Genomic DNA, 11582 nt, shown 5'->3' on the forward strand with positions numbered 1-11582 from the left:
TCTGCTCGCCGGGTCCGTTCATTGTCTTCTTCGAGTGGGACAAGTCGGACATCACGCCGGAAGCAGCGTCGATCCTCGACAACGCGGTGACGCAGTACCAGTCGTGCGGCAACGCGCAGGTCATGCTGGCCGGCCACGCCGACCGTTCGGGTGCCGCTTCGTACAACGTCGGCCTGTCGCAGCGCCGTGCCGACGCGGTCAAGGCGTACCTGACCTCGAAGGCGATCCCGGACAACGTGATCTCGACCGAAGCGTTCGGCGAAAGCCGTCCGCGTGTCGACACGGCCGACGGTGTCCGCGAGGTTCAGAACCGTCGCGTGGAGGTCACCTACGGTCCGGGTTCGGGCATGTAATACCTTTCGTCTTATCGGACGAACTGGGAGGGGTCGGATTTTTCCGGCCCCTCTTTGTTTATGGGCAATGCGAGAGACGCTGGCGGCGCGCCGCGGGGGTGGCGTGATAGACCTGCTGGTTCCCCGTCCCGTGCGCTCACGAGGCATTGTCGTGAGGATGCTCGATGTTCCCGCGGGGGCTACCGGGCGCACCACCTATCGTTCATGTGAAACACCGAGCGCGTTCCTGGTCTCGGGAGCCTGGCGCAGCTTTTCCCAGCCGCTGGCCGCGCCTGATCGTGGCGAGCGATTGTATCGGGCGCTGGTCCCGATCCATGGCGCTCTTTCGGCTCATCGGACCGCGGCTCACCTGCCGCCTTCGCTGCGAGCTTGAGATCAGGCCTTTGATCTACCGGCTATGCCTCGACGGCAGTGAGATGTCGTGCTGGCAGGGCGCCGGCGCGGCTTCTGTGTGCTTCCCCAGTGCGTGCGGATCTTGAGCGCAGTCCGATACGCTTCCCTGAAGGACGCGAGGGTTGCCGCTGCGATGGGCGAGTTGGTCGTCCTGTCGCAGTCGCGTTCGTGCCGGTGGGCTCAGGGCTGCTTACCGCGCGCGTCTAGTGAAGTCAGAGCGACGCTTGTTGGCGACCTGCTGGCATGTCGGGCGGGCGATCGATCGGCGTCGCCCAGACGCGGCTGCACCGGCAAAGGTGCGTGTTGCCTAGCAAATCGGCCGGAAGCAGGCCGATTAGGCCCGGGTAATCCGCGTCACATGGCCCATCTTGCGCCCGGCGCGAACTTCACGCTTTCCGTAGAGGTGGACATGGGCGCCGGGTTCCGCGAGCAGTTCCGCCCATCGATCGACGTCGTGACCGATCAGATTGTCCATCGTCACGACGGCGCCAGTGAGTGCCGTGTCCCCGAGCGGCAAGCCGCAGATCGCGCGGACGTGGTTTTCGAACTGCGACGTGACCGCGCCTTCCATCGTCCAATGGCCGGAGTTGTGGACGCGCGGCGCCATCTCGTTGAAGACGGGGCCATCTTCGGTGGCGAAGAACTCGCATGTCAGCACGCCGACATGGTTCAGCGCGTCCGCGATGCGGCCGGTCAGTGCCGCCGCTTCGGTCCAGTGCGCAGCGATCGGCGCCGGGGCAGGAACCGTCGAGCGTGCGAGGATGCCATCGGCATGCTCATTCCAGGGTGGCGGATAGCTGACCATCGAGCCATCAGCCGCACGCACCAGAACGATCGAGAACTCGTGGCTGAAGGTCACAAAGGCTTCCAGCACCGCTGCGCCGCCTACCGCTTCCCACGCCTGATCGGCGTCGGCGGGCGAGGAAAGGCGCGCCTGGCCCTTGCCGTCATAGCCCATGCGGGTGGTCTTCAGCACCGCCGGCGTGCCAATCGTCCGGATGGCTTCATCGAGTGCGTCGCGGGTCGGAACGGCGGCCCAGCGTGCTGGGGTGCCGCCCAAGCCAGCAACGAACGCCTTTTCCGCCAACCGATCCTGAGCAACCCGCAGGCTGGCAGGCGACGGGTGGACCGGCACGCGCTCGGCGAGCCACTCCACCGGCTCGGCAGCGATATTCTCGAACTCGTAGGTGATCACGTCGCACTGAGCGGCGAAGTCGGCCAGCACCACCCGGTTATGATAATCGGCGCGGGTCAGCGCGGAGGCGGTCTGCGCCGCCACGCTCTCCCGATCCGGCGCCAGAACATGGGTGCGGTAACCCAGCTGCGCCGCGGCAGACGCGATCATCCGCCCGAGCTGTCCGCCCCCCAGAATGCCGATCGTCGATCCGGGTGGCAGGGCCTTCATTGGGGGAGCTCCGCAACACTGTCAGTCTGGGCCGCGCGCCATTGCTTCAGCCGCCCGGCAAGGGCGTCGTCGCTGACGGCAAGGATCGCTGCGGCAAGGAGGCCGGCGTTGATCGCGCCGGCCTTGCCGATGGCGAGCGTCCCTACGGGAATGCCGCCGGGCATCTGAACGATCGACAGCAGGCTATCCATCCCCTTCAGCGCCTTTGATTCCACCGGCACGCCAAGAACGGGCAGATGCGTCATCGCGGCGGCCATGCCCGGCAAGTGCGCCGCGCCGCCGGCACCGGCGATGATCACCTTCAGGCCGCGGTCGGCGGCATGAGTGGCATAGTCATACAAGCGTTGGGGGGTGCGATGCGCGGATACGACCCGCGTTTCATGGGGCACGCCGAGCGCATCCAGCGTCTCGGCAGCGTGCCGCATTGTCTCCCAGTCGGAGGTCGAGCCCATGATGATGCCGACGTGCGCCATTTCTGGCGGTTAGCGAGGGAGAATACGGAGGGCAACAGGAAGCTGCCGCTGCGGCAGCGAGATTGCTGGCCCGTTGCTGCCGACGCTTTGGCCGGCGTGTCGCCTCGTGACAGGCCATGCCGACGATGACGCCGCGTGCGACGCTTCGTTCAACCCGGTCGGGTGAAAATCAGCGCCGGGCGTTCGGGTTCAGGGCGAGGATGCGGGCGACATCCCGCTCGATCACGCGGTTGGTCACTCGCTCGATCAGTCGCTGCGCGCTCCGCCACGGGCGCAGGTCGCCCTCACGCCGCCGGTGGCCATCGATCAGGCGGCTGCCCCAGCTTTCGATCGCCGGGCCAGTGGCGCTCGGCAGATCCTCGGCAAGCACCAGCGACGGGAACGGCAGCGCGATGGCGGGGGACGCAAACGCATCCCGGTCGCGCCCCTGCGTCGGGGGCGGATCGAACAGGAGCGCGCCGGCAACCCGGGAAACATAGTTGGCGGGCGACAAGCGTGCCCACCAAGACGCGGCGTGGCAGCCGATCCCCTCCGCCACAAGCACCACAGCCCGATCTGCCCGCATCACCGCAGCATCCAGTTGCGCTGCCCAGATGCTGCGTCGTTCACCGCCATCCAGCACGACATGCTCGTCGCCCTGGCTGGGCCAGCGCAGTCGCGCGTTCCATGCCGGCGATTCGACCCCGGGAGCGGCAATGGTGATGATCGAGAAACGGTCCGGCATTGTGGCCGTGGCAATCGACATGGCGCCCTTCTCCGAGTCTTTCGCGACGGATCATGCCATCAACGCTTATCATGCGGCAATGGGCTCGTCGGTTTACCCCTAGGGGCTCGCCGCCAGCCGGGCACGGCGTGGCTCAGGCAGGAGGGCCGGCGTTCGCGCGTGTTGCGCGGCGGTGGCGATCAGGCGTTTGGCCAGCGGAACGCCAGCCGAGTCTCTCCTTCCGGCGTTCCGGATGGGCCGAACCGACGCTCGACCATCAAACCTGAGCCGTCAGCGGCAATCGCCAATACCGTGCTGCACCGCGTCCCGTACACGCTGTCGCGGATGAACACTGGCCGCTCCCCCGAAGTTGTCGGCTCTTCGTCAGCGAGAAGGTCGAGCAACTCCTCGGGTGCGCGGCCCCGCGCCAGCCACTCGCCAAGCGCTTGCGTCAACGTACGTGTACGCGGCCAAGGCGGATCGAGCGGCCCATTGGAGATGCCGTGGAGCCCGGATGCGAGCGGCTGATGCACGAGGATGGGACGGTTGGTGCGGAATTCCGCCTGGTCGCCAATCGTCATCAGGCTGAACCCGCCGAAGCGGCCGAGGCTCACGTCCGCCGGGAGCACGCCGTCGCGCAGGTAATCCGCCACGAGGGCGCCCCGGGAGGGTGATGCGTCGCCGCGCGGAAAGCCGGCAACATTGGTGACCACGGCAAAGCGACCCTGCTCAGACACGCCCAACCAGCCCCCGCCCGAAACAAGATCGCGCCCGCCGAGCACATGTGGCGCATCTTCCCATCGCGCAATTGGAGCCGAGGGGCGGGCATGGAATTCATCGCGGTTCGCGGCGACCACGAGTTGCCAGCGCGGGCTGGCCGCCCAGGCGAGCGCAACAACACACATCAGCGGGATTGACATTGCGGAAGGGTCATCAGGCGTCCTTAGCCCGGTGAAGGCGCGATCGCGAAGCTCGTTTGCCGGCGAAGGGCGCAGGCACGGCAGGGGGCGAGCGTATCAGCCGACGAGTGCGCGATCACGCATCCCACGCCATACCCGCAGTGCCTGAACCGTCTCGGCCACATCATGCACCCGGAGCAACTGCACGCCGGCCGCGGCGCCCTTGAGCGCGAGCGCCACGGATCCGCCCAGGCGCTCCCCTACTGGCGCTTCGTTGGAGAGCGCACCGATCAGGCGCTTGCGGCTGGCGCCCAGCATGATCGGGCATCCAAGCCCGTGAAAGATGGCGAGGTCGTTGAGCAATGCGAGATTGTCCTGCAGCGACTTGCCGAAGCCAATGCCGGGATCGACGATGATCTTGCCGCGATCCAGCCCTGCCGCGGTCAGGGCGTCGATCCGCGCTTCCAGCCAGTCAAAGACATCGGTCACCACATCGCGATAGCCGCCGCTGCCATGCCCGCCCTTCTCGGGATCGGGCGAGTGCATGATGATCACCGGGCAGCTGGCTCCAACCACGACGTCAAGCGCGCGCTTGTCCCACAACAGCGCCGACACATCGTTGACGATGGCCGCGCCCGCGGCGAGCGCCCGCTCCATGACCAGGGCCTTGCGGGTGTCGATGGACACCAGGGCGCCTGCGGCGGCAAGCCGCTCGATCACCGGCACGACCCGGTCGGCTTCGTCCTGTTCCCACACGGGCGCCGCGCCCGGGCGGGTCGATTCGCCACCGACGTCGATCATTCCGGCGCCCGCGCCCGCCATCGCCATGCCGGCCGATGTCGCTACCGCGGGATCCTCGCGGTGAACGCCGCCGTCCGAGAAGCTGTCGGGCGTCATGTTGAGAATGCCGGCGACGACCGGTTGATCGAACCGGAGCGTCCGTGCGCCCAGCACCAGGGGCGGGCGTGGTGCGGTGATGCGTTGGTGAAGCTGCGCCGCACGCGGGCCAAGGTTGGCGAGTTCGGTAAGCGGGACGATGCGCTTGGCGCCGCCCTCGCTCACTTCATAAGCGGCGAACCATTGCATGCCGCCGGCCAGTCGGCTGACCGCGCCATCGGCGTAAGCGAATGGCGCATCGACGAAGTGGATCGGGCGAAGATGCATGGCGGGCTCTCAGGTATAGGACCATGAGGCTGTGAAGCAGCCGCCGCGGTGGAGCAAGCGGCGGTTCCGGCCCGGCGCCCCGAGCACCAGGACGGGCGCCCGGCTGTTCCTGGAACAGCCGGGCGGCGATCAGATCTGCGTTGCGAGGAGGTAGGTCTGCCGGATCGCGTCGATCGGCTTCAGCGTGCCGTCCGCCTCGTAATGCCAGAAGCTCCAGCCGTTGCACGCCGGGGCGCCCTGCAACGTGGCGCCCAGCTTGTGGATCGAGCCAATGGCGCCGCAATCGCTTGCAAGGCTGCCGTCGGCCCGAACGGTGGCGCGGAACCGGCGCTTGGCATCCATCACTACGCTGCCGGCCGGCAGATAAGCGTTTTCGACCAGAACGCCGAACGCGACCTTCGGCTGCTGACGCGGGCTCTGCATGGTGGTGAGCGCCGATTCGTCCAGCGGCAGCGCATCCGCGATTCGCGAACGCGCAGCGTCGATATAGACGTTCTCGCGTTCGATCCCGATCCAGCGGCGGCCAAGCCGCTTGGCAACGGCGCCCGTCGTTCCCGTCCCGAAGAACGGGTCAAGCACCACGTCGCCCGGCTTCGTGCAGGCCAGTAGGATCCGGTACAGCAAAGCTTCCGGTTTCTGGGTCGGATGGACCTTGTGCCCGTCCGCGCCCTTCAGCCGCTCCTGGCCGCCACAGATCGGGAATTCCCAATCCGAGCGCATCTGGATTTCGTCGTTCAGCGTCTTCATCGAGCGATAGTTGAAGGTGTATTTCGCCTTCTCGCCCTTGGATGCCCAGATCAGCGTTTCATGTGCGTTGGTGAACCGGGTGCCGCGGAAATTCGGCATCGGATTGTTCTTGCGCCAGACAATGTCGTTCAGGATCCAATAGCCCAGATCCTGCACCGCCGCGCCTACGCGGAAGATGTTGTGATAGCTGCCGATCACCCAGATCGTGCCGTCATCCTTAAGGATCCGGTGCGCCTCAGCCAGCCATGCGCGAGTGAACGCGTCATAAGCGGCGAAGGTGTCGAATTTGTCCCAATCGTCCGTCACTGCATCCACATGGCTGCCGTCCGGACGAAACAGCTCACCCCCGAGCTGCAGATTATAGGGCGGATCGGCGAAGATCATGTCGATCGACTTCGCCGGCAGCGCGCGCATGTGCGCGATGCAATCCCCCATCAGGATCTCGTCCAGCGGCAGCGCCACGCCTTCCTCAGGCGCCGCGGCCCGGGTGCGACGCACACGCGTTTTCTCAATGACACTCATGCGTTTCCCCCTTCTCGCACGCGACCGTCGTCGCGCGGCGGACTCGTCGTCAAGGGTTCAGTAACTAAAGCCGGAACGGGCCATTTCGTTGGCAGAGCGGAACATTTTGCGCACCATCCCAGATATTGAGTCTGGCAGGGCCAGACGACTCAACGGGTGGGGTGTGGCGCAAAAGACTCAGAACGGAAGAACTGTCTGTGCGACCGGCGCGAAGCTGCGGCGGTGGAGCGGGGAGGGGCCACGTTCGGCCAGCGCGCGCCGGTGCGCAGGGCAGCCATAGCCCTTGTTCGAATCCCAGCCGTAGTGCGGATATGATTCGTGATGCGCGAGCATGATGGTGTCGCGGGTGTGCTTGGCGACGATGGATGCCGCGGCAATCGACCGGCTCTGTGCATCGCCGCCAACGATCGGGGTTGCTGCATAGCCCCAGCGCGGCAGCCGGTTTCCGTCGACCAGCACATGCCCCGGCGCGCAGCCAAGCACGGCAGCAACCCGATCAACCGCCAGCGTCATCGCCTTCATGGTCGCCCAATAGATGTTGAGCGTGTCGATCTCGTCCGCTTCCACGATGCCGACACCGACCACGGCGCAATCGGTGATTCGCGCGCAAAGCCGTGCACGTTCCGCGGCGGGCAGCTTCTTCGAATCGTCGATACCCCGCGGTGTGCCTCGTTCGGGCAGGATCACGGCGGCGGCGACGACGGGACCGGCGAGCGGCCCGCGCCCCGCCTCGTCCACGCCAACGACAGGCGCGAGATACATTCGTTCGTGCTTCAGTCCGGGCATGGGAGGGGGCAGCGCCTTCAGGTGGTGGGCAATTCCTTTAGCAAGTTGTGTCGCTTGGGAAAAATGTGGGCCGTCGCGGTGCGGGGGGCGCCTCGTCGGCAGGGCGTGCCCTTGCCGTCACAGTTGCGGGGCGAACCGCGGGCGGTTCGGGCGCGCCGCTTGACGCCGGACTCGCCGGGGCAGATTATCGCGGCGCTGATTTCACGACATTTTCGGGGGCGTTGTAGGCATGGCGAGCAGGGCGCAAACGTCCTTGTGGCGCGAGACAGTAAAGGCGGGGGCAGTGCGCAGCGGCGCGCTTGCGACCGCCATCGTGCTGTTCATCGCCACCGTCCTGATGGCCCTGGCGCTCGCCAGCTATCGACCCGGTGATGGCTCGCTGAATACGGCATCTGCGGGGGTGACGGGCAATTTGCTTGGCGTGCCCGGTGCTTGGTTCGCGGATTTCGCGCTGACCATTTTCGGGCCGGCCGTGGCGCTGTTGCTGCCGATCGGTCCGGTGATCGGCCTGCGGCTGTGGCGGGATCAGCCGGCTGGCGCGTGGAAGCGGATGCTGCGTCAGGCCGTGATCGGCGTTTCGCTGATGGCGGTGGCACTCGCCTGCGTGTCCGACGACGCGGTTCTCGCGCTGCCGTTCGGCTGGGGCGGTGGGATCGGGCTCGGCGGTGTCGCGGCGGCGCGCTGGGCGCTGGCCTTCGCGAACAATCCGCTGGTCACGTGGTGGAGCATCGTGGCGCTCGGCGTGATCACCGGGCTTGCCGGCGCGATTGTGTGGGGGCGCAGCCTGGAGGTGGATCTGCCGCGCGGGTGGATCCCGCGTCGCAAGCCGCGCATCGTTGCCGCTGGAGCCGACGATCAATGGGACGGCGCGGACGAGGATGGCGCTGTCGACCTGCGGCGCAAGCCGGTGCCGCCGCGTGCCGTTGCCGAGCCAGACAATCGCCCCGCGCCGGTCATCAACGATCGTACGGCGCCGCCGGCGACGGGAAGCGGGGCCAAGGAACCACGCCAGACGAAGCTCGCACTGCGCGACGATTACGAACTGCCGACACTCGACATGCTGACGCCGGCGCCGCCGTCGCAGAATGCGCAGATCGACAAGACCGCGCTGGAACGCAACGCGCGCCTGCTCGAAACCGTGCTCGACGATTTCAACGTGAAAGGCGCGATCGTCGAAGTGCGCCCCGGCCCGGTCGTGACGATGTACGAACTGGAGCCCGCGCCGGGCATCAAGGCGACCCGCGTCATCAGCCTGGCCGACGACATCGCGCGCAACATGAGCGCGATTTCCGCCCGTGTCGCCACCATCCCGGGCCGCACCGTGATCGGCATCGAATTGCCCAATCCGAAGCGGGAGACGGTGTCGCTCCACGAGCTGATCGGAAGTCAGGCGTTCGAGGATCAGAACGCGCAGCTTCCCGTCATCCTGGGCAAGAACATCGCCGGCGATCCAGTCATCGCCGATCTCGCGCCGATGCCGCACCTGCTGGTTGCCGGCACCACCGGCTCGGGCAAGTCGGTCGGCCTTAACGCGATGATCCTGTCGCTGCTCTATCGGCTCACCCCCGATCAGTGCCGCATGATCATGATCGATCCCAAGATGCTCGAACTGTCGATGTATGACGACATTCCGCATCTTCTCTCACCCGTCGTCACCGATCCGGCGAAGGCGGTCCGCGCGCTGAAATGGGCGGTGGAGCAGATGGAGGATCGCTATCGCCAGATGTCTTCGCTCGGCGTGCGCAGCCTCGGCGGCTTCAACGAAAAGGTCCGCGCGGCAAAGGCCAAGGGCGCGCCATTGGGGCGCAAGGTCCAGTCCGGCTGGGACGAGAATGGCCGCCCGGTCTATGAGGAGGAACAGCTCGACTATCAGGTGCTGCCGCAGATCGTCGTGATCGTCGACGAGCTTGCCGACCTGATGATGACGGCGGGCAAGGAGGTCGAATTCCTGATCCAGCGCCTGGCGCAAAAGGCGCGCGCCGCCGGCATCCACCTCATCATGGCGACTCAGCGCCCCTCGGTCGACGTCATCACCGGCGTCATCAAGGCGAACCTGCCGACGCGCATCAGCTTCCACGTCACGTCGAAGATCGATTCGCGCACCATCCTGGGTGAACAGGGCGCCGAGCAGCTCTTAGGCAAGGGCGACATGCTCTACATGCCCGGCGGCAAGGGCATCGTGCGCGTCCACGGCCCGTTCGTCAGCGACGAGGAAGTGCAGACCGTCACCGATCACTGGCGCTCGCAGGGCACGCCTGATTACATCTCCTCCGTCACCGAGGAGCCGGAGCAGAGCTTCGAGATCGAGGGCGCACCGACCGGCGAGGATTCGGCCGAGGACCAGCAATATCGCGCCGCGATCCAGCTGGTGTGCGAAAGCCAGAAGGCCTCGACCTCCTGGCTGCAGCGTCAGCTGCGCATCGGCTACAATTCGGCCGCGCGCCTGATCGAGCGGATGGAGAAGGACGGCATCGTCAGCCGCCCCGATCACGTCGGCCGGCGCGAGGTGCTGCGCGATACGGAGGGGCATCCGGTCTGAGCCGCACCGGATCGGATCTGCCCTTATTGACTACGACCGTAAACAGTGCGACCACATCTGTAGTTGCAGGAGAGTCGAGTCGTGGCCGAACGGATCAGCGATGCCGAACATGCGGTGATGGAGGTGTTGTGGGACGATAGTCCGCTCACCGCCCAGGATGTGGCCGAACGGGTCGATCCCGAACGCGGCTGGAGCACCAACACGGTCAAGACGCTGCTCGGCCGACTGCTCGCCAAAAATGCCATCACCCATGAGGAGGATGGCCGCCGCTACCTTTATCGCCCCGCGGTGGAACGCGGCGATTATGTTGCCGGTGAATCGCGGCGACTGATCGATCGCCTGTTCGGCGGGAAGCTGACGCCGCTCGTGGCGCATCTCGCCGAGCGTGACGAGCTTTCCGCGCAAGACATTGCGGAAATCGAAACGCTGCTGAAAGCGCTGAAACAATGAGCGGCGCGGGCGTCTCGTGGATGGTCGAGGCGCTCGCCGCCTCCGCTCTCCTGATCGCGCTGGTATTGCTGGTGCGCGGGCCGGTGCGGCGCAGCTTTGGCGCGCCGGTGGCCTATGCCTTGTGGTCGCTGCCGCTGCTTCGGCTGGTGTTGCCGCCGCTCCCCGAAACCGTTCGGGATCAGGTGGCGGCACCGATCTCCGCTGCGCTCACTGCCCCCATCACTCAGGTCGGCCAGCAGGTGACGGTGCTGATCGTTCCGGCGGCCGGCGACGCTGCCGCACCCTCGTTCCTGTCGCTCGGTTCTTCCCTTGCCGCGCTATGGGCTCTGGGTGCGGCGGCGTTCATCGGCTGGCACATGCTTGCCTATTACCGCTTTCGTCGGCGTTTGTTGTTGGGCGCGGGCGTCGTTGACCGGGTCGACGGCGTCACCATCATCGAAAGCGCGGCGGCGACCGGCCCGCTCGCCTTTGGTGTGCTTCGCCGCTTCGTTGCCTTCCCGCGCGACTTTGCCGCCCGCTACGATGCCGATGAGCAGCGGCTGGCGCTCGCGCATGAGCTTGGTCACCATGCACGCGGCGATCTGGTCGCCAATTGGTTCGCGCTGGCTGTGCTGGCGCTGCACTGGTTCAATCCGCTTGCCTGGTATGCCTTTCGCGCTTTCCGTGCCGATCAGGAAATGGCGAACGATGCGCGGGTTCTGGCGCAGCTGGGTGTCAGCGCGCGCCATGCCTATGCCTGCGCGATCGTGAAGGCGGCGCATGGCGGCGCGATTGCTGCGGCCTGCCACCTGCACACCGTCGATGACCTGAAAGGGCGCCTGCGCATGCTCGGCATGAACCGGATGTCGCGTCCCCGTACGCTGGTTGGCTTGGCGGCGGTGTTCGCCACCGGCGCTGGCGCGCTTGGCCTCACCGCATCGGGCACACAGGCGGCAGAGCGAGTGCGTGCCAGCGTCGAGACCGCAGCAAAGGCGGCGCTCCCCGTCGTTGCACCCGCCATGGCACCAGCCGCCCACGACGTGCGCGTCGTGGTGGAGCGCGATGGGAAGCGTACCGTGTTGCATGGTGAGGCTGCGCGCAGCTGGATCGCTGCCAATCCCGTGCCGGAGCCGCCGCTGCCCCCCGAGCCCGCCCGACCGGCGCAGCCC

The 11582-nt window shown here is 66.7% G+C and carries 11 protein-coding genes; 4 read left to right on the forward strand and 7 right to left on the reverse strand.

All coding sequences use genetic code 11. The features are described 5' to 3' along the window. The coding region (locus LK535_RS16520) for an OmpA family protein (RefSeq protein WP_227773029.1) at nt 1-353 on the forward strand (353 nt) is incomplete at its 5' end. Between the two features lie 727 nt (nt 354-1080). On the opposite strand, the gene LK535_RS16525 is transcribed toward LK535_RS16520, so the two are convergent. From LK535_RS16525 to LK535_RS16555, 7 genes are all read right to left on the reverse strand, one after another. After that, complete coding sequence (locus LK535_RS16525) at nt 1081-2151, reverse strand: 5-(carboxyamino)imidazole ribonucleotide synthase (protein ID WP_227773030.1); 1071 nt, start codon at nt 2149-2151, stop codon at nt 1081-1083. Next, the gene (purE, locus tag LK535_RS16530) at nt 2148-2624 is read right to left on the reverse strand and encodes a 5-(carboxyamino)imidazole ribonucleotide mutase (protein WP_227773031.1); all 477 of its coding nucleotides are present in this window, start codon (nt 2622-2624) and stop codon (nt 2148-2150) included. Before purE ends, LK535_RS16525 begins: the two co-directional genes overlap by 4 nt. A 169-nt stretch (nt 2625-2793) precedes the next feature. Then, on the reverse strand, nt 2794-3369 hold the full coding sequence (locus LK535_RS16535) for an alpha/beta hydrolase (protein ID WP_227773032.1): 576 nt from the start codon (nt 3367-3369) through the stop codon (nt 2794-2796). Nucleotides 3370-3527: 158 nt separating this feature from the next. Next, nucleotides 3528-4247 (reverse strand): NRDE family protein, encoded by a 720-nt coding sequence (locus tag LK535_RS16540; protein ID WP_321576579.1) that lies wholly within the window; start codon nt 4245-4247, stop codon nt 3528-3530. 96 nt (nt 4248-4343) lie between these two features. Beyond that, complete coding sequence (gene folP, locus LK535_RS16545) at nt 4344-5390, reverse strand: dihydropteroate synthase (protein WP_227773033.1); 1047 nt, start codon at nt 5388-5390, stop codon at nt 4344-4346. 129 nt (nt 5391-5519) lie between these two features. Next, the gene (locus LK535_RS16550; protein ID WP_321576580.1) at nt 5520-6659 is read right to left on the reverse strand and encodes a site-specific DNA-methyltransferase; all 1140 of its coding nucleotides are present in this window, start codon (nt 6657-6659) and stop codon (nt 5520-5522) included. A 177-nt stretch (nt 6660-6836) separates the two neighbouring features. After that, complete coding sequence (locus LK535_RS16555; protein ID WP_227773034.1) at nt 6837-7445, reverse strand: ribonuclease HII; 609 nt, start codon at nt 7443-7445, stop codon at nt 6837-6839. Between the two features lie 229 nt (nt 7446-7674). On the opposite strand from LK535_RS16555, the gene LK535_RS16560 reads away from it, so the two are divergent. From LK535_RS16560 to LK535_RS16570, 3 genes are all read left to right on the forward strand, one after another. After that, on the forward strand, nt 7675-9984 hold the full coding sequence (locus LK535_RS16560; RefSeq protein ID WP_227773035.1) for an FtsK/SpoIIIE family DNA translocase: 2310 nt from the start codon (nt 7675-7677) through the stop codon (nt 9982-9984). Nucleotides 9985-10065: 81 nt separating this feature from the next. Beyond that, nucleotides 10066-10434: a BlaI/MecI/CopY family transcriptional regulator gene (locus tag LK535_RS16565; protein ID WP_227773036.1), complete on the forward strand. Its 369-nt coding sequence runs from the start codon at nt 10066-10068 to the stop codon at nt 10432-10434. Beyond that, nucleotides 10431-11582 (forward strand): M56 family metallopeptidase (locus LK535_RS16570; protein WP_227773037.1); only part of this gene is annotated, 1152 nt, incomplete at its 3' end. The genes LK535_RS16565 and LK535_RS16570, both read left to right, overlap by 4 nt.

Source organism: Sphingomonas sp. IC4-52, assembly GCF_020707225.1.
GTDB lineage: Bacteria > Pseudomonadota > Alphaproteobacteria > Sphingomonadales > Sphingomonadaceae > Sphingomonas.

What these genes read in the sequence shown, in the direction of transcription:
- LK535_RS16525 (WP_227773030.1), bottom strand. Translation starts at nt 2,151, where the DNA reads ATGAAGGCCCTGCCACCCGGATCGACGATCGGCATTCTGGGGGGCGGA.
- folP (WP_227773033.1), bottom strand. Translation starts at nt 5,390, where the DNA reads ATGCATCTTCGCCCGATCCACTTCGTCGATGCGCCATTCGCTTACGCC.
- LK535_RS16560 (WP_227773035.1), top strand. Translation starts at nt 7,675, where the DNA reads ATGGCGAGCAGGGCGCAAACGTCCTTGTGGCGCGAGACAGTAAAGGCG.
- LK535_RS16550 (WP_321576580.1), bottom strand. Translation starts at nt 6,659, where the DNA reads ATGAGTGTCATTGAGAAAACGCGTGTGCGTCGCACCCGGGCCGCGGCG.
- LK535_RS16540 (WP_321576579.1), bottom strand. Translation starts at nt 4,247, where the DNA reads ATGTCAATCCCGCTGATGTGTGTTGTTGCGCTCGCCTGGGCGGCCAGC.
- LK535_RS16555 (WP_227773034.1), bottom strand. Translation starts at nt 7,445, where the DNA reads ATGCCCGGACTGAAGCACGAACGAATGTATCTCGCGCCTGTCGTTGGC.
- LK535_RS16535 (WP_227773032.1), bottom strand. Translation starts at nt 3,369, where the DNA reads ATGTCGATTGCCACGGCCACAATGCCGGACCGTTTCTCGATCATCACC.
- purE (WP_227773031.1), bottom strand. Translation starts at nt 2,624, where the DNA reads ATGGCGCACGTCGGCATCATCATGGGCTCGACCTCCGACTGGGAGACA.